Source organism: Minwuia sp. (genome assembly GCF_048007105.1).
Taxonomy (GTDB): Bacteria; Pseudomonadota; Alphaproteobacteria; order Minwuiales; family Minwuiaceae; genus Minwuia.
Genome location: NZ_CP180352.1, coordinates 2079831 through 2097154 on the forward strand (window position 1 = coordinate 2079831; position 17324 = coordinate 2097154).

Here is a 17324-nt window from a genome sequence, read left to right on the forward strand (position 1 = left end):
CACGGAACATGCTGCCGGGGTCATATGCAAAGCAGGGGGGATCCGCGATGCCCGAGTTCCGGAAGATCACAAAGATCCTGATCGCCAACCGCTCGGAGATCGCCATTCGCGTCATGCGTGCGGCGAACGAACTGGGCATCGGCACCGTCGCGGTCTACGCCGCCGAGGACAAGCTGGCGCTGCACCGCTTCAAGGCCGACGAGAGCTATCTGATTGGCGAAGGCATGGGGCCGGTCGCGGCCTACCTCTCGATAGATGAAATGATCCGGGTTGCGAAGCTGTCCGGCGCCGACGCCGTGCATCCCGGCTATGGCCTGCTCTCCGAAAATCCGGACTTCGCCGAAGCCTGCGCCGAGAACGGCATCACCTTCATCGGCCCGCCGCCCGACATCATGCGCGCGCTGGGGAACAAGGTGGCCGCCCGCGAGGCAGCCATTGCCGCCGGCACGCCGGTGGTTCCGGCCACCGGGCCGCTGCCGACCGACATCGCGGAAGTCGCGAAGATGGCCGAGGAAGTCGGCTATCCGCTGATGCTGAAGGCCTCCTGGGGCGGCGGCGGCCGCGGCATGCGGGTGATCGAGGGGCCGGATCAGCTTGAGGAAGAGGTCAATGCGGGCCGACGCGAGGCCGGCAACGCCTTCGGCAATGACGAGGTCTATCTGGAGAAGCTGGTCCGCCGCGCCCGGCACGTGGAAGTGCAGTTGCTCGGCGACCACCATGGGAATGTCGTGCACCTCTGGGAGCGCGACTGCTCGGTCCAGCGGCGCAACCAGAAGGTCGTCGAACGCGCGCCCGCGCCGTATCTCAACGATGCAGAGCGTACCGGGCTATGCGAAAGCGCTCTGAAGCTCGCCCGTTCCGCCGGCTACGTGAACGCCGGCACCGCCGAGTTCCTGATGGATTTCGACACCGGCGACTACTACTTCATCGAGGTCAATCCGCGTATCCAGGTCGAGCACACGGTGTCCGAAGAGGTCACCGGCATCGACATCGTGAAGGCGCAGATCCGCATTGCCGAAGGCGGTCATGTCGGCAAGGTCGAGGAGACCGGCGTCCCGCCGCAGGACGAGATCGTGCTGCACGGCCACGCCCTGCAGTGCCGGATCACCACCGAGGACCCGGAAGCGAACTTCATCCCCGACTATGGCCGCATCCTCGCCTATCGCGGCGCGACCGGCTTCGGCATCCGTCTCGACGGCGGCACGGCCTACACCGGCGCGGTCATCACCCGCTACTATGACAGCCTGCTGGAGAAGGTGACCGCCTGGGCGCCGACGCCCGAGGAAGCGATCCGCCGTCTCGACCGGGCGCTGCGCGAATTCCGCATCCGCGGCGTCGCGACCAATCTCGCTTTCGTCGAGAACCTGATCAACCATCCGAAATTCGTCTCGAACAACTACACCACCAAGTTCATCGACGAGACGCCTGAGCTGTTCGAATTCCCCGTCCGCAAGGACCGGGCGACGAAGCTGCTGAACTTCATCGGCGAGGTGATGGTCAACGGCAATCCGGAGGTCGAGGGCCGCATCCGCGCGCCGGAAGGGCCGGATCCAAAGATCCCCGCCTGGCAGAACAAGGAACCGCCGAAGGGCACGCGCAACCTGCTCGACGAGCTGGGCGCGGAGAAGTTCGCCGACTGGATGCTGGACCAGAAGCGCCTGCTGGTCACCGACACGACCATGCGCGATGCGCACCAGTCACTGCTCGCGACCCGGATGCGTTCCTTCGACATGGTTCAGGTGGCCGACGCCTATGCCCGCAACATGTCGGGGCTGTTCAGTCTGGAATGCTGGGGCGGCGCGACCTTCGACGTTTCCATGCGCTTCCTGAAGGAATGCCCCTGGGACCGGCTCGGCGACCTGCGGGAGAAGATTCCCAACATCCTGTTCCAGATGCTGCTGCGCGGCGCCAACGGCGTCGGTTACACGGTCTATCCGGACAATGTCGTGAAGGCCTTCGTGCACCAGGCGGCCGAGAGCGGCGTCGACGTCTTCCGCGTCTTCGACAGCCTGAACTGGGTCGAGAACATGCGGGTCGCCATCGATGCGGTCCGCGAGACCGGCAAGCTCTGCGAGGCGGTGGTCTGCTACACCGGCGACATCTTCGATCCGGCCCGGCCGCGCTACGACCTGAAATACTATGTCGAGATGGCGCGCGACCTGAAGGCGGCCGGCACCAACATCCTGGGCATCAAGGACATGGCCGGCCTGCTGAAGCCTGCCCAGGCGAAGATCCTCGTCAAGGCGCTGAAGGAGGAGACCGGCCTGCCGGTCCACTTCCACACCCATGACACCTCGGGCATCTCGGCGGCCAGCGTGCTGTCGGCGGCCGATGCGGGCGTCGATGCCGCCGATGCGGCGATGGACAGTTTCTCCGGCCTGACCAGCCAGCCCAATCTCGGCTCGATCGTCGAGGCGCTGCGTCACGGCGACCGGGAGACGGGGCTCGATCCGGCGACCATCCGGCAGTTCTCCGACTACTGGGAAGCCGTGCGCCGCGAGTATCGGGCCTTCGAGAGCGATCTCCGCTTCGGCGCCTCCGAGGTCTATCTCCACGAGATGCCCGGCGGGCAGTTCACAAACCTGCGCGAACAGGCCCGCTCGCTGGGTCTGGAAGACCGCTGGCACGAGGTCGCCAAGGCCTATGCCGACGTCAACCGGATGTTTGGCGACATCGTCAAGGTAACGCCGTCATCGAAGGTGGTAGGCGACATGGCGCTGGCCATGGTCTCGGCCGGCCTGACGCCGGAGGACATCGAGGATCCGGACAAGCCCTTCAGCTTCCCCGACTCCGTCGTCTCCTTCTTCCACGGCGATCTGGGTCAGCCGCCCAACGGCTTCCCCGAGAAGCTGCAGAAGAAGGTGCTGGGCGAGACGAAGCCGCTGACCGACCGGCCGGGCGCCTCGCTGCCGCCGGCGGATCTGGCCGAGAAGCGCAAGGAGGCCGAGAAGGACGCCGGCCGCGCGGTCACGGACGAGGAGTTCCAGTCCTGGCTGATGTATCCGAAGGTGTTCAAGGACTTCGCCGCCTTCCAGGCCGACTTCGGCCCGGTCGACAAGCTGCCGACCATGAATTTCTTCTACGGCATGGCACCGGGCGACGAGATCACGGTCGAGATCGAGCGCGGCAAGGCGCTGGTGATCCGCTGCAATGCGATCTCGGATCCGGACGAGGAAGGCATCGTCCGTATCTTCTTCGAGCTCAACGGCCAGCCACGGCGGGCGCGGATCCGCAACCGCAGCGTCGACAGCGCGGTCGACCGTCATCCCAAGGCCGAACCGGGCAACCCGAAGCACGTCGCCGCGCCCATGCCGGGCCTGGTCGCGACCGTCGCCGTGGAGGCGGGTCAGAAGGTCAAGTCGGGCGATCTGCTGCTCACCATCGAGGCGATGAAGATGGAAACTGCGATCCGGGCGGAATCGGATGGCGAGGTCGCACGGGTCGTCGCTGGTGCGGGGACACAGGTGGACGCCAAGGATCTGCTGGTGGAACTGGCCTGACCGCTTTCGGCGGCGGGAGCGTGTTCATTTCCGCGCCTGTTGTGCATGTGCGAAGGGCAGTGACGTTGCCGTCATAAACATAGTCTTCTCAATTATTTGGCACGCTGACTATTTATTGATCAGTCGCCAGAAAAGCTGATTCATTCAGCAGAATTGTGTTGCGCTGCGGCATACACTGTGGTGTCGTCATGTCGTTGCCGTGACAAGGAAGCTGCGGCACATCCGGAGCCGGTATCCGGGCAAATTTCGAGCACCGGCGCTCGTTGACTGACCAGTGTGGCCGCCATGGACGGCGCTGCATGTGTCTGGACGGGCGGCATGAGCGAAGCGGCACTTTCATACGATTTCGGACAGGACGAGGCGCGCGAGACCGCAAGGGCGGCCCGCGTCATTGTTGTGGGCGGCGGCCCTTGCGGCGTTCGCGCTGCGCAGGGGCTCAGCGCCCGCGGCCATGACGTCACCCTGTTCTCGGCCGAGGCCTTCCTGCCCTACAACCGCGTGAAGCTGACGCCGCTGCTGGCCGGCGACGTGCAGATCGGAGACATCGCCCTGCCGGCCGAGTTTCCCGGCCCTGGCCGGGTGACCACGGTGACCGGTCTCAGGGTCACGCAGATCCTGCCCGACGATCACGAGGTGCTGACGGCCGATGGCCGGCGCTGGGGCTATGATGCCCTCGTGCTGGCCACGGGTTCTCGCGCGCATGTGCCGGCGATCGAGGGGATCGACCGCAACGGCATCTATGTCTTTCGCTCCGCCGCCGACGTTTCCGCCCTGATCGCGCGCAGCCTGTCGGCGCGCAGCGTCGTGGTCATCGGCGGCGGCCTTCTGGGGCTGGAGGCGGCGCGCGGCATGCACCGTCGCGGCGCAAGGGTGCATGTGGTCGAACACGAGAACCGGCTGATGCCGCGGCAGCTCGACGTGACCGGCGGCCAGATCCTCGCCGACAATTTCGAAGAGATCGGGATCGACATCCGGACCGGCCTTTCTGTCCAGGCGGTCGAGGGCGAGCAGTGGGTCACGGGCGTCCGGCTCCGCGGCGGCGAGGTGATCGAGTGCGACACGGTCATCGTCTGTACCGGCGTCCGCGCGGAAACCTCGCTGGCGGCGGAAGCCGGTCTGCCCATCGGCCGCGGCATCGTGGTCGATGACGTAATGCAGACCCGGATACCCGGCATCTATGCCGTGGGCGAATGCGCGGAACATCGCGAGCAGGTGGTCGGTCTGGTCGGACCGGGTCTGGAGCAGGCCGAGGCTGCGGTGCGTGCGATCGCGGGCGAGGAGGCGGCCTACCGCCGCGGGACTGTGGTCGCCAAGCTGAAGCTGGCCGGTACCGATGTCTTCTCCATAGGCCCGGTGGAACAGCTGGAAGCGGCGCAGAAGGTGAAGAGCTTCACCTGGTACGGGCCGCAGGACGCCTACCGCCGCATTTTCGTGGAACAGGGCGTTCTGGTCGGCGCTATCGCAGTGGGGCAATGGGACGAAGCCGGCCGGCTGCAGCAGGCGGTCGCCGAAGGGCTCACGCTGCAGCCCTGGATGCGGCTGAGATTCCAGGCTGCCGGGCGTCTGTGGCAGGGCGGCGAGCCCGATCCGGCCTTCCTGCCGGACGCCGCGGTGGCCTGCAACTGCACCGGCGTGACCTGCGGGCGCATCCGCGCCTGCGCGGGCGACGGCGGTGCGACGCTGGAGGCGGTCCGCGTTGCCACCGGCGCGAACACGGTCTGCGGCAGCTGCGGGCCGCTCGTCGCCGGGTTGATCGGCGGCCAGGACGGCCAGAAGGTCCGCCACTGGAAGGTGTTGCTCCCGGCCTCCGCCGTTGCGGCGCTGGGCGCGCTGGCGACGCTGTCCCTGCCGTCGGTACCGATTCCGGATACCTACGGGCCGACCCTGTTCGAGAAGCTCTGGGTCGACACCATCTGGAAGCAGTGGAGCGGCTACATCCTGCTGGGTCTGACCGTGGCGGCGCTGCTGCTCGGTCTCCGCAAGCGCTTCGGCGCGGCGAAGTGGGCCGGCGGCTTCGACTGGTGGCGCCTGATCCACATCGTCCTCGGCGTCGTTTGTGTCGCCGGCCTGTTCGCCCACACGGGCTTCCGCCTCGGGTCCAACCTGAACTCGGCGCTGATGCTCTGCTACCTCGCCACGCTCGCGCTTGGCGCCGTGGCGGGACTGGCGACCGGCGGCGAGCACTGGCTGCGAAAACGGGGTATCGGCAGCCTGCGCCGTCCGCCCCGCCGCATTCCGGCCTGGCTGCACATCCTCGCGATATGGCCGATCCCGGTCCTGCTCGCGGCGCATGTCGCCAGCGTGTACCTGTACTGAGGACCGGACGATGCCCCGCAACGCGATCCTCTGGACGGTCTGGATCCTGGCGAGCCTCATCGCTTCTGGCGGCGTCGCCGCCATGATTCTGGTCGGCGGCGACCGGACCAGCCTGCTGATCGGCGAGACCACCGGCGCCCACCACCAATTCGAGGTCTCCTGCGAGACCTGTCACGCGGGCGGCACCCTCGTCTCCGCGAAGAAGATGGAAAGCGAGCTCAACGCCGCCTGCCGCAACTGCCACGACGACGAGTTGGCGGAATCCGACGACAGCCACCCGAGGAAGAAGTTCCGCAGCCCGCGCATGGCCGACTACTGGGAGCGGGTGGACGTCCGGAACTGCACCTCTTGCCATGTCGAGCACCGACCGGAGATCACGCGGCCGGGCGCGGTGACGCTGCCGATGAACTACTGCATCGCCTGCCATTCCGAAGGGGAGCGCGACGTCCGTGTGAACCGGCCAAGCCACGCCGGACTGGAATACGACACCTGCGCCAGCGCCGGCTGCCACAACTTCCATGACAACCGGGCGCTCTACGAGGATTTCCTGGTCAAGCATGCCGAACAGCCCTGGCTGGCGGACAAGCCGGTTCATGCGTTGACGGCGAAGAGGCGCGCCGCGCAGCCGGATGCGTCTCTGGCGCTGGCGGCCGCGGATGCGGTCGCGCCCGACACCGCGCTGGCGGACACGAAGGCTATTGCCGGATGGGCGGAGTCGAACCATGCCGCCGGCGGTGTGAACTGCGGAGCCTGCCATGCTGCCGAGGCCGGCAAGTCGCCATCGGCTGCGGATGTGCTGGCCAACTGGTCCGACGCGCCCGACACGGCGTCCTGCGCTAAATGTCATCGCGATCAGGGGAAGACCTTCTCGATGGGCCGGCATGGCATGCGCGGCCACAAGGAGATCGCAACACCCCGAAAGGCCGACCGTCAGCTGGCGAAGCTGGGGCTGAAGGACGCCATGCCGGACTGGGTGCTGGGGATGCTGGAGGATCCGGCGCCGCCCGCCCGGATGAAAGTGGCGGAGGCCCGGGTGCCGATGCACGCCGAGGCGGCGCACAAGACACTCGGCTGCGGCACCTGCCACGACGTGCATTCGGTCGACACCCGCCGCGCCGCCGTTGAGGCCTGTGCCGGGTGCCACGCCGACGAGCACACGAAGGCCTATTTCGACAGCCCTCACTACACGCTTTGGCAGGCCGAGCTGGCCGGGGAGGGCGCGCCCGGGACCGGCGTCAGCTGTGCCTCCTGCCACATGCCGAAGACCGAGACGCGCGACCGCGTCGCCACCAATCACAATCAGAACGACGTTCTGCGGCCCAACGAAAAGATGATCCGGCCCGTGTGCATGGACTGCCACGGGCTCCGCTTCGCGATCGACGCGCTGGCGGATGCGGATCTGGTGCAGCGGAACTTCCAGGGACGTACGGCCCGCCATGTCGAGAGCATCGACTGGGCGGTCCGGCGTGTCAGCGAGAAGAAGCCGGATGAAGACGGGGACCGGTAGCTGCTCGCGTCGCTTTCATGCCTTTTGATGAAGGAAAGGATCGAACCATGAAGTCCACCAGAACCCGCATTGCCGGCCTTGCCGCCGGCGCCGCATTGATGGCCGTGGGCACGGCCCACGCCGACAGCCTGTCCTACGAGAAGGTCGCCGACATGCTGCACCTTGTCATGGAATCGGACCGCACCGTCTACACCAAGATGGTGGTCCAGCGCCTGACCGCGGACGACAAGGTGATCAAGGCCTCCGAACACTTCCAGGACGACAAGGCCCTGCCGCTGCCGGCGCAGATGTTCCGCTTCGGCGCCGAACGCGTCTCCGACAAGACCGAGGCGTTTTCCTATTCGCTGCTGTCGCTGTGGCCGATCAACAAGCAGAATGCGCCGAAGACCGACGTCGAGCGGGAGGGGCTGCAATACGTCGTCGACAATCCCGGCGAGAACTTCTACGGCGAAGAAGAACTGGGCGGCGCGAAGTATTTTACCGCCGTCTATGCTGACGTCGCCGTGGCCCAGGCTTGCGCCAGCTGCCACAATGGCCACAAGGACACGCCGAAGAACGATTTCGTGCTGGATGACGTGATGGGTGGCGTCGTCATCCGAATTCCGATGGATGAGTAGCGGAAACAGGCCGCCGAACGAGGGACTGGCCGGAGGGGTCCGGCCGGGACGGGGATCCAGAACGAAAGGAGGGATCGAATGACGCCTGAGCAAGTCGCCCTGGTGCAGGGCAGTTTCAAGAAGGTCGCGCCGATCGCGGACACTGCGGCGGACATCTTCTACGACCGTCTGTTCGAGATCGCGCCGGAAGTCCGGCCGCTGTTTCCGGAAGACATGCGCGAGCAGAAGAAGAAGCTGATGCAGATGCTGGCCACCGCGGTGACCAACCTGCATCAGGTCGAGACCATCGTCGCGCCGGTGCAGGCGCTGGGGAAGCGCCATGCCGGCTATGACGTGAAGGACGAGCACTACGACAAGGTCGGCGAAGCCCTGATCTTCACCCTCGGCAAGGGGCTGGGCGACGACTTCACGCCCGAGGTCCGGGATGCCTGGGTTGAGACCTATGGCCTGGTCGCGACGACCATGAAGGACGCCGCCAAGGAAGCCGCCTGAGCGGGGAGCCGGCCGGACCCGTTTCGGCCGGCGCCTTCCCTATCCGCCGACGATCGGCGGAAAGACGATGAAATAGATCGAGATCGTCACAACCGACAGCACCGTGCCCAGCAGGATCGCTGACGAGGTCCTGAGCACGTAGATGCCGTAGGCCTGCGCCAGCACGAAGCTGCCGGCGCCGGTTGGCAGGGCCGCCATGAGAACGGCGACCTTGGCCCACAGGGGATCGACCGGCAGCAGCCAGAAGAAGGCAAGCGCCGTGCCGGCCGGCTGCCCGATAAGTTTCACCGCGGTCATCACCCCGACTTCCATGCGGCCTTCGCTGCGCGGCTTGCCCACCATGAACAGGCCGATGGCGAACAGGGCGCAGGGGCCGGCGGCAGAGCCGAGAATGCCGGTGAACGAATCCAGCGGGACCGGCAGATCGAGGCCGGTGAAGGCCCATGCCAGCCCGAGCAGGGGCGCGATCAGCATCGGGTTGCGCGCCATCCGCCGAAGGATGTTGACGAGGACCTGAAAGCCGCCGTTACCGGTCTTGCTGCCGGCTTCGATCAGGCCGACGGCGATGCCGACGACAACGGCCGTGTTGATCACGGTCGCCACCACCGCCGGCACGGCCGCTGCCTCGCCGAAGGCCGCGACGGCCAGCGGGATGCCCATGTAGCCGGAATTCCCGTAGACGCCGTTCATGCCGTGAATGGCCGCCTCGGCGAGCGTGCGGCGGAACAGGAAACGCGCCGCGACGATGGCCGCCAGCCAGATCGCGAGGAGCGGCGTGAGAAACCCGATCAGGAAGTCGGGCTGCCAGAGCTGCGCCACCTCGACCGTCGCCATCGCGCGGAACAGCATGGCCGGCAGCGCCACCCAGTAGACGAAACCGTTCAGCGCCGCGCTGCTTTCCTCGCCCAGCACCTTTCCCGCGCCGCAGGCGTACCCGGCGGCGACAATGGCGAACACCGGCAGCACGATGTTGAGGATCGGTTCCATATCCGCCGTCTATCCGTTTGAAACGATTGATGCCAGCGGGTAGTCACCTTCCGTGAGGTTGCAGGTCATGAGCCGCGATCCATATCAGTCGTCGGCCAACAACAATGTGCATGGAGGCGCCGGGCATGAAATATCTGCTGACCCTTGGTCTTCTTCTGTCCGGCCTGGTTCTCGCCCAGCCTGCCGCGGCCCGATACGCCCACTGCTATACCGGACCCGCCCCTGAAGGGACCCTGCCGACACCGGAAGGCTTCAGCATGGAGGACTACGCGCTCGGCTTCGCCATTCGCCCGGTGATCTACCGCAAGCTCTGCGGACTGACGAATGAAGACGACGCTGCCTTCATCCGCATGGTCTATCAGTATCCGGGCTGCACGCCCGAGAGCGATATCGGCCGTGCGATGGAGGATCTTGTCGCCGCCGATGTGGGCGACCTGCCGGGTATGGGCGACAGCCGCTACGAGCGGCTGGTGACCAACCACGCCGAGTACCACCAGAACTTCTGCCGGATGGTCTCCGAACTGCCCTGGCCGGCCTATGACGCCAGCTATCAGCCGATCTCGCCGGACATCCAGCAGCGCTTCCAGTCGAAGATGCGTGAGATCGAGGACTACAAGTCGCGCTACTGGGAAGCCGTCCGCGACGCCGCCGGCAGCAACGGCTCAAGTCAGTAGCACCGCCTCGAAGGGAAACCGCGATAGCAGCTCCTGGCCGTCCGGGGTGATCAGCACCTGCTGTTCCAGCTTCACGCCCTCGCCGCCATCGCCCGCCCCGATGAAGCTCTCCACGCACAGCGTCATGCCGGGCAGGATCTCGCCGTCATAGCCGGCGTCGGGGAAATCGGCGCGGTGGTAGAGGTAGGGATACTCGCCGGTCATGCCGCAGCCATGGGCTGACAGATAGTATCGGTGGGGCGCGTAGCGTTCCGGAATGTCCCAGGCGGCGTCGGCGTAGTCGCGGAAACTCATGCCGGCCTTCAGGATCGACATGTTGTGGTGCACCTGCTCGTGCGCCAGCCGGTACAGCGCCTTCTGGTCTTCGGTCGGCGCTTCCGGCCCGCTGTGGAAGGTGCGGGAGAAGTCGGAATAGTAGCCATGGCAGCCGACGACATCGGTGTCGAGGCAGATCAGTTCGTTCTCGCCGATGACGCGCGGTCCGGCCTCTCGGAACCACGGATTGGTGCGCGGGCCCGAGTTCAGCAGGCGTGTCTCGCAATAGTCGCCATTGCCGGCGGTCACGGCCTGCACCAGAACGGACCAGAGCTCGTTCTCGGTCTGGCCGGGGCGGATGGCGGCGCGCATCTCCGCGACCGCCCGCTCGGTCGCGCGCAGGGAAGCGCGAATGCACTTCACTTCCTCGTCCGACTTGATCGCCCGCGCCATCTCGACCGGCTCCTGTGCGTCGATGACGCGGATGCCCTCGCCGGCGAGCGCGATCGCGGCTCCGGCGTTCATCCGCTCCAGACCGACCCGGGCGCCGGCGCCCGCGAGACCGGTCAGCGTACCCGCCATTCCCTTCGCCCAGGCGCGTTCCCGCGCCGCGATGCCCGGGCCGGCAGAGACGAAGCTGGCGGTGAAGGCCGGCCGAACCTCATCGACGGTCTCAATGCCTTCGGCCAGGTGCGCGCAGCCGGCGAATTCATAGAGGATCGACCGGTCGGCAGTCAGCAACAGGTAGCGCGCCGGCGTGTTCCGCTGGGTGAAGACCTGCATGTTCCGTGTGCCGGTCGCGTATCGCACATTGACCGGGTCCGACAGGATCACGGCATCGATGTCGCGGCGCGCCATCTCGGACCGGACCCGGCCCAGCCGGTATGAACGCACTGCGGCGAGATCGATCCCCGCGCTCTCCGGCGCGCCGTCCAGCAAAGCCAGATCGGGCATGGCGCCGCGGTCGGCGTGCCAGTCCAGTGTCGTCATCTTTCTCCCCGGTTCCGGTTCGGTTGTTTCCTCTCTCGCGCTGATAGCATTCGGGCGCCCGGCGCGAACGTGCGAATGCGACATCGGTCTTTCCGGCGCTGGCATTATAATTGCTACAAGCAATAAAAATCGCATGGGAGAGTGCAATGGGCGTGATGATGTCTCAATTCGGTGTAACAGGACGTGTGCCGCGGGTGCTTTATGTGGATTCCGACCCGCTGAGCCGGCGGCTTGCCGAGTGCTACTGCCTTGCCAGCGGCTGGGCGCTGATGACCGCCGCGACAGGGGCTGAAGCGGTCAGCCTGGCGGGCGAGGCCACCTACTCGGCCATTGCCTGCAATGCGGTCCTCGACGACATGACCGGTCTTGAACTTGGGCAGGCCATTCGGGACCGGGCGTTCGCAAACCGCCGGACGCCGCTGTTCGTGGTGACCAGCAGCGCGGAGCTGGTGAACAAGGTCCAGGCCGAACGGATCGGCGTGCGCGAAGTGCTGGAGCACCCGATCTCGCTGACCCGGTTCCAGGATACCGTGCGGCGTCTGAACAGCCGCACGCCGGCCCTTGTCGCCTAGTGGAGTGTCACGACCGTATCGCGGTGACCGACCGACGCCGGCTTGATCAGGTCGCCGCCTGCGATCCGTACCGAATGCAGGCGCCCCTCGATCTCGCGTTCCCAGAAATCCAGGAACTTCCGGATGCGGGGGTAGTCCGGCGCCAGATCCAGCGTCTGCCAGACGAAGCTCTGCAGCAGGTCGGGATGGTCCGGCATGTGATAGAGGATTTCCGCCGTGGTCAGCCGGTAGCCGGCGAGTTGCTGTCCGAATTCGCTCATGGTCACTCCTCGGATGGGAATCGACAGGCAGTAGGAAATGCTCCACGGATTCTTCATCGAATTCAATAATATAAGTTAAATCAATATGTTAGCAGTCATCAAGGGTGAGTGCTGCCAGCGCGTCGGGACGCGATGTTGCCCGGCCATGGACTTTTTTCGCTTCGCGCCCAGTTGACAGGTGGAAGCCCAGAAATTATCTCCGGCCCGACATCGTTAGCACTCGCCTGATGGGAGTGCTAACGGAGGTTCAGAAACATACCTGATGGAGGGTACTTATGGGCTTTCGGCCTCTGCACGATCGTGTGCTTGTCCGTCGCGTCGACTCCGAGGAGAAGACCAAGGGCGGCATCATCATCCCCGACAACGCGAAGGAAAAGCCGTCCGAGGGCGAGATCGTCGCCGTCGGCAATGGCGCGCGCAACGAGAACGGCGAACTGATCGCGCTGGACGTGAAGCCGGGCGACCGGGTCCTGTTCGGCAAGTGGTCCGGCACCGAGGTCAAGATCGACGGTGAAGACCTGCTGATCATGAAGGAGTCGGACATCATGGGCGTCATCGACAGCGCCGCTCAGGCGAAGGCCGCCTGAGGCTCCGACGACCACCGACACCGCTCAACCGAATTCCTGCAGCGCCGGAGCGCCGGCGCGCGGAGATCAATGGGAGATTGATGAGATATGTCTGCTAAGGACGTGAAGTTTGGCACCGACGCCCGCGCCAAGATGGCGAAGGGTGTCGACATTCTGGCCGATGCCGTGAAGACCACCCTGGGCCCGAAAGGCCGCAACGTGGTCATCGAGAAGTCGTTCGGCGCCCCGCGCATCACCAAGGACGGCGTCACCGTCGCCAAGGAAATCGAACTGAAGGACAAGTTCGAGAACATGGGCGCGCAGATGGTCCGCGAGGTCGCCTCGAAGACCAATGACGAAGCCGGCGACGGCACCACCACCGCGACCGTTCTGGCCCAGGCCATCGTCCGCGAGGGTCTGAAGTCGGTTGCCGCCGGCATGAACCCGATGGATCTGAAGCGTGGCATCGATCTGGCCGTCGAGAAGGTCATCGAGGACGTCAAGAGCCGCTCCACCACCGTCACCACCTCCGATCAGGTCGCCCAGGTTGGCACCATCTCCGCCAATGGCGAGGCCGAGATCGGCCGCATCATCGCCGAGGCGATGGAGAAGGTCGGCAAGGAAGGCGTCATCACGGTCGAGGAGGCCAAGGGCCTGCACACCGAGCTCGACGTCGTCGAGGGCATGCAGTTCGACCGAGGCTACCTGTCGCCGTACTTCGTGACCAACGCCGACAAGATGCAGGTCGAGCTGGAGAAGCCGTACATCCTGCTGCACGAGAAGAAGCTCTCCAACCTGCAGCCGATGCTGCCGATCCTGGAAGCTGTCGTTCAGTCCCAGCGTCCGCTGCTGATCATCGCCGAGGACGTCGAGGGCGAGGCCCTGGCCACCCTGGTCGTCAACAAGCTGCGTGGCGGCCTGAAGATCGCCGCCGTCAAGGCGCCGGGCTTCGGCGACCGCCGCAAGGCCATGCTGGAAGACATCGCCATCCTGACCGGTGGTGAGGTCATCTCCGAAGACCTGGGCATCAAGCTGGAGAACGTCACTCTCGACCAGCTGGGCACCGCCGAGAATGTCACCATCACCAAGGAAGAGACGACGATCGTCGACGGCGCCGGTGAGAAGGAAGACATCCAGGCGCGCTGCAACCAGATCCGCCGTCAGGCCGAGGAGACCACCTCGGACTACGACCGCGAGAAGCTGCAGGAGCGGCTGGCGAAGCTGGCCGGCGGTGTTGCCGTGATCAAGGTCGGCGGCGCCACCGAGGTCGAGGTGAAGGAGAAGAAGGATCGTGTCGACGACGCCCTGCACTCCACCCGCGCGGCCGTCGAGGAAGGCATCGTTCCGGGCGGCGGTTCGGCCCTGCTGTACGCCACCCGCGCGCTGAAGGACCTTCAGGGCGCCAACGAGGACCAGACCCGCGGTATCGAGATCATCGCCCGTGCGCTGCAGGCGCCGGCGCGTCAGATCGCCGAGAACGCCGGTGTCGATGGTGCCGTCGTGGCCGGCAAGCTGCTGGACCAGAAGGACACCAACTTCGGCTTCAACGCGCAGACCGAAGAGTATGGCGATCTGGTGAAGGCCGGCGTCATCGACCCGACCAAGGTCGTCCGCACGGCCCTGCAGGATGCCGCTTCGGTGGCCGGCCTGCTGGTCACCACCGAGGCCATGATTGCCGAGAAGCCGGAAGAGAAGTCGTCCGGCGGCGGCATGCCCGACATGGGCGGCATGGGCGGCATGGGCGGCATGATGTAATCGGACGGTCCATCCGTCCGGGCATCCAGCCCAGACCAATCGGGAAGGCCGCGTTCCGCAAGGGACGCGGCCTTTTCCGTTTCAGGCCAGCGCCGTTTCCCAGGCGACCGGCATGTTCAGCGGGCCGCGGAAGGCCCAGCCGCCGAACCCGGTCTCGCCGTCCAGCCGCAGCCCCTTCAGCCGCTCGAAGATCATCGGCAGCGCCACGTCGGCGATCAGGCACCGCGATGCGGCCGCGCCGGCGCAAAAGTGCGGTCCGGCGCCGAAGGGGATCGCGGCCCTTGCGTCCTGGGTGATGTCGAAGACGTCCGGGCGGGCGAACTGGCTTTCGTCGCGGTTGCCGGAGCCGAACATGAAGAACACCAGATCGTCGGGCTCCAGCGTCACCCCTTCCAGCCTGTGTTCCCTTGCGATACGCCGGGGCGACATCCCGATCGGCGCGATCCAGCGCACATACTCGTGGAAGGCGTCCAGCCAGCTCACCTTGCCTTCGAGGACCATCTGCAACTGGTCGGGATGGGTCAGCAGCGCCCAGACCAGCCCTGCGATGGCGTCGCGAGGTTCGTTCTGGCCGCCCGAGATGGCGAGCTTCACATTGGCGCGGTACTGCGCCTCGCTGAAGCCGGCCTGAAGCTGGATGGAAAGCAGCGATGAGTCCGGCTCCGCCGTCAGCTTGGGGATCATCTCGTCGATGTGCCGGTCGATCGACGCCGTGCAGTCGTGGCAGTTGGCCTCGACTGCCGCGTCGCCGCGATAGTTCGCGCAGCCGTCGATCATGCCCTGACTGACGCGGTCCATCTCCTGCCAGCTCATGTTGGTCAGGCCGGTGATCACCTTCAGCGCCTCGCCGGAGATACGCATGGCGATCTCACGCACCATGTCGGCCCGGCCGAGGGGCGCGATCTCGTCCAGGGTTTCCCGGGTGAAGTCTTCGAACGCGGCCTTCCACACGGCCTTCACGGTCGCCGGGGACCAGACGGGGAAGGTAGCCTTGCGTTCGGCCCGGTGCGGCGCGCCGTCCTTCCGCATCATGTTCTGGCCCATCAGCTTCGTCATCAGCCCGTTCGGCTGGTCGGAGGAGAAGATCTCGATCTTCTTCTCGTTCTCGAAGATGTCGTCCCGGCGGGTGATGAGCGTCGCCCCGAGCTGGGGGACGAAGCTGATCGGTTGCTCCGCGCGCATCCGCTTCAGATCCGGGTAGGGATCCTTCCAGAAGACCGCTGGATCGATGTTGTAGACCGGCGCGTCCGACATGTGTCCTCCCAGCACATGAGCCCTTCCAGCGCCACCACCTTGTCTGCCTGGCTCGGGCGCTGCGGGGCCGAGCGATCAAATGACTGTCTCGGCCCGCCTTCGAAACGTATCATGACCGTCGAGCAACCGGGAGGAAACGCCATGATCATTGCCATCGTCCGCATTCCCATGGAGGGCGGAAAGCGTCCGAAGGACACGGTCATCGAACAGTCCGTGAAATCGACCGAGATCTACAAGGACGTGAAAGGTCTTCGCCGGAAGTACTACCTCAACAGCGAGTCAGGTGGTGGCGGCGTCTACGAGTTCGCGACCCGCGAGGCGGCCGAGGCGTGGTTTCATGACGGCTGGGCGGACTGGATGGAAGGCCGCTTCGGCGTGCGCCCCACGCTGGAGATCTACGACAACAATGTCGTGCTGGACAACGAGGCGGGCGAGGTCCGCGTCGACGGGAAGGCCCTGCAGACCGTCTGATCAATTGGCCGAACCCGGCCAGCGGCCGGGCCATCAAGGCCACGCGGAGCGTCGCCGCGGAATGGCGGGTCTCAGTCGGAGCCGCGGTCGAAGAAGCGCTTGATGTAGCCCTTGCGGCCCTCGCGCCCGCGCTCGCGCTTGCGGTCCGCGTCTGTCCGCTCTTCCAGCGCGTCCTCAAGGTAGTCGATGATCGTGCGGTAGATCTGCCGGCGCGGACGGGTGACGTCCGCTGTCAGGTTCTCGACGCTCAGCCGGTCGATCATCATCTGGACGAAGACCGGATTCTCGCGCCAGGCCAGCGCGAGAAACAGCTTCAGCTTGTCGAATTCCTTCTCGACCTTGTCCTCGAGACGATTGCGATCTTCGAGGGAATTCTCGTCCATCGTGGTGTCAGCTCTTTCCGAAAACGGAATCGACGGTCGGTTCGTCGTCGTCCTTGTCGTCGTTGTTGCGGCCCATGTTGAACGCAGCGGCAGCGAGACCGGCCGCGTCCGCGCTCAGGCGGTTCGCGGGATCCACAGGCTCCGGCGCGGCGTCAGGCAGCTCCGTGCCGTCGGCGATCGCCTTGCGCCGGCGCTCGGCGGCCTTCTCGACGGCGGCCGCGAGTTCGGTCTGCGTGCAGATGCCCAGGCTGACCGGGTCGGTCGGCTTGATGTTCTGGATGTTCCAGTGGGTCCGCTCGCGGATCTTGTTGATCGTGTCCTTGGTGGTGCCGAGCAGGCGCTGGACCTGCGCATCCGTCAGTTCCGGATGATGACGCAGGATCCAGGCGATCGCGGCGGGCCGGTCCTGACGCTTGGAGACCGGCGTGTAGCGGGCGCCCTTGGTCGTGCGGCTGGGCATGCTCCTGCTTTCGCGCAGTTCCAGATTCGCAGCCGTATCCTTCTCGCAGCGCTCGATTTCCTCGCGGGTCAGCTGGCTGTTCGCGATCGGATCGAGACCGACGATGTTCTGGGCGACCTCGCCGTCGGCGATGCCCTGGACTTCCAGCGGATGCAGACCGCAGAAGTCGGCGATCTGCCGGAAGCTGAGGGTCGTGTTGTCGACGAGCCATACGGCGGTCGCCTTCGGCATCAGGGGCAATGCCAATGTCTTCTCCTGACGAAAT

Annotated in this window: 16 protein-coding genes; 10 read left to right on the plus strand and 6 right to left on the minus strand. The window is 65.8% G+C overall.

Features of this window, described 5'->3' with window-relative positions; all coding sequences use genetic code 11:
- Positions 1-47: 47 nt before the first annotated feature.
- From ACMVY4_RS10060 to ACMVY4_RS10080, 5 genes are all read left to right on the plus strand, one after another.
- Positions 48-3500: a pyruvate carboxylase gene (locus tag ACMVY4_RS10060; protein WP_416900013.1), complete on the plus strand. Its 3453-nt coding sequence runs from the start codon at positions 48-50 to the stop codon at positions 3498-3500.
- Positions 3501-3818: 318 nt separating this feature from the next.
- Entirely contained in the window at positions 3819-5816 is a 1998-nt protein-coding gene (locus ACMVY4_RS10065) for an FAD-dependent oxidoreductase (RefSeq protein WP_416900014.1), read from the plus strand.
- Between the two features lie 10 nt (positions 5817-5826).
- The gene (locus tag ACMVY4_RS10070; protein WP_416900015.1) at positions 5827-7323 is read left to right on the plus strand and encodes an ammonia-forming cytochrome c nitrite reductase subunit c552; all 1497 of its coding nucleotides are present in this window, start codon (positions 5827-5829) and stop codon (positions 7321-7323) included.
- A gap of 98 nt (positions 7324-7421) precedes the next feature.
- Positions 7422-7940, plus strand: a complete 519-nt coding sequence (locus ACMVY4_RS10075; RefSeq protein WP_416900295.1) for a Tll0287-like domain-containing protein — start codon at positions 7422-7424, stop codon at positions 7938-7940.
- A gap of 78 nt (positions 7941-8018) precedes the next feature.
- On the plus strand, positions 8019-8432 hold the full coding sequence (locus tag ACMVY4_RS10080) for a globin family protein (RefSeq protein ID WP_416900016.1): 414 nt from the start codon (positions 8019-8021) through the stop codon (positions 8430-8432).
- Between the two features lie 39 nt (positions 8433-8471).
- Here the strand turns inward: ACMVY4_RS10080 and ACMVY4_RS10085 are convergent, their stop codons facing one another.
- On the minus strand, positions 8472-9419 hold the full coding sequence (locus ACMVY4_RS10085; protein ID WP_416900017.1) for an AEC family transporter: 948 nt from the start codon (positions 9417-9419) through the stop codon (positions 8472-8474).
- 125 nt (positions 9420-9544) lie between these two features.
- Here ACMVY4_RS10085 and ACMVY4_RS10090 point away from each other — a divergent pair, with 125 nt between their 5' ends.
- Complete coding sequence (locus ACMVY4_RS10090) at positions 9545-10093, plus strand: hypothetical protein (RefSeq protein WP_416900018.1); 549 nt, start codon at positions 9545-9547, stop codon at positions 10091-10093.
- Here ACMVY4_RS10090 and ACMVY4_RS10095 read toward each other — a convergent pair.
- Complete coding sequence (locus ACMVY4_RS10095) at positions 10082-11338, minus strand: M24 family metallopeptidase (RefSeq protein ID WP_416900019.1); 1257 nt, start codon at positions 11336-11338, stop codon at positions 10082-10084. The two genes, ACMVY4_RS10090 and ACMVY4_RS10095, sit on opposite strands and share 12 nt — an antisense overlap.
- 146 nt (positions 11339-11484) lie before the next feature.
- Here ACMVY4_RS10095 and ACMVY4_RS10100 point away from each other — a divergent pair, with 146 nt between their 5' ends.
- Entirely contained in the window at positions 11485-11910 is a 426-nt protein-coding gene (locus ACMVY4_RS10100; RefSeq protein ID WP_416900020.1) for a response regulator, read from the plus strand.
- On the opposite strand, the gene ACMVY4_RS10105 is transcribed toward ACMVY4_RS10100, so the two are convergent.
- A complete protein-coding gene (locus tag ACMVY4_RS10105; protein WP_416900021.1) occupies positions 11907-12170 on the minus strand; it encodes an usg protein in 264 nt (87 codons plus the stop codon). The two genes, ACMVY4_RS10100 and ACMVY4_RS10105, sit on opposite strands and share 4 nt — an antisense overlap.
- Positions 12171-12445: 275 nt before the next feature.
- Between ACMVY4_RS10105 and groES the strand changes: the two genes are divergently transcribed.
- Both groES and groL read left to right on the plus strand, forming a co-directional pair.
- Positions 12446-12757: a co-chaperone GroES gene (groES, locus tag ACMVY4_RS10110; protein ID WP_416900022.1), complete on the plus strand. Its 312-nt coding sequence runs from the start codon at positions 12446-12448 to the stop codon at positions 12755-12757.
- 87 nt (positions 12758-12844) lie between these two features.
- On the plus strand, positions 12845-14491 hold the full coding sequence (groL, locus tag ACMVY4_RS10115) for a chaperonin GroEL (protein ID WP_416900023.1): 1647 nt from the start codon (positions 12845-12847) through the stop codon (positions 14489-14491).
- Positions 14492-14572: 81 nt separating this feature from the next.
- Here groL and ACMVY4_RS10120 read toward each other — a convergent pair whose 3' ends face one another.
- On the minus strand, positions 14573-15745 hold the full coding sequence (locus tag ACMVY4_RS10120; RefSeq protein ID WP_416900024.1) for a cytochrome P450: 1173 nt from the start codon (positions 15743-15745) through the stop codon (positions 14573-14575).
- A 141-nt stretch (positions 15746-15886) separates the two neighbouring features.
- On the opposite strand from ACMVY4_RS10120, the gene ACMVY4_RS10125 reads away from it, so the two are divergent.
- Positions 15887-16216: a hypothetical protein gene (locus tag ACMVY4_RS10125; RefSeq protein WP_416900025.1), complete on the plus strand. Its 330-nt coding sequence runs from the start codon at positions 15887-15889 to the stop codon at positions 16214-16216.
- Between the two features lie 71 nt (positions 16217-16287).
- Here the strand turns inward: ACMVY4_RS10125 and ACMVY4_RS10130 are convergent, their stop codons facing one another.
- Together ACMVY4_RS10130 and ACMVY4_RS10135 are read right to left on the minus strand one after the other, a co-directional pair.
- Positions 16288-16599, minus strand: a complete 312-nt coding sequence (locus ACMVY4_RS10130; protein ID WP_416900026.1) for a hypothetical protein — start codon at positions 16597-16599, stop codon at positions 16288-16290.
- Between the two features lie 7 nt (positions 16600-16606).
- Positions 16607-17305 carry a DUF1013 domain-containing protein gene (locus ACMVY4_RS10135; protein ID WP_416900027.1) on the minus strand — a complete coding sequence of 233 codons (699 nt, stop codon included), beginning with the start codon at positions 17303-17305 and terminating at the stop codon, positions 16607-16609.
- Positions 17306-17324: the final 19 nt, after the last annotated feature.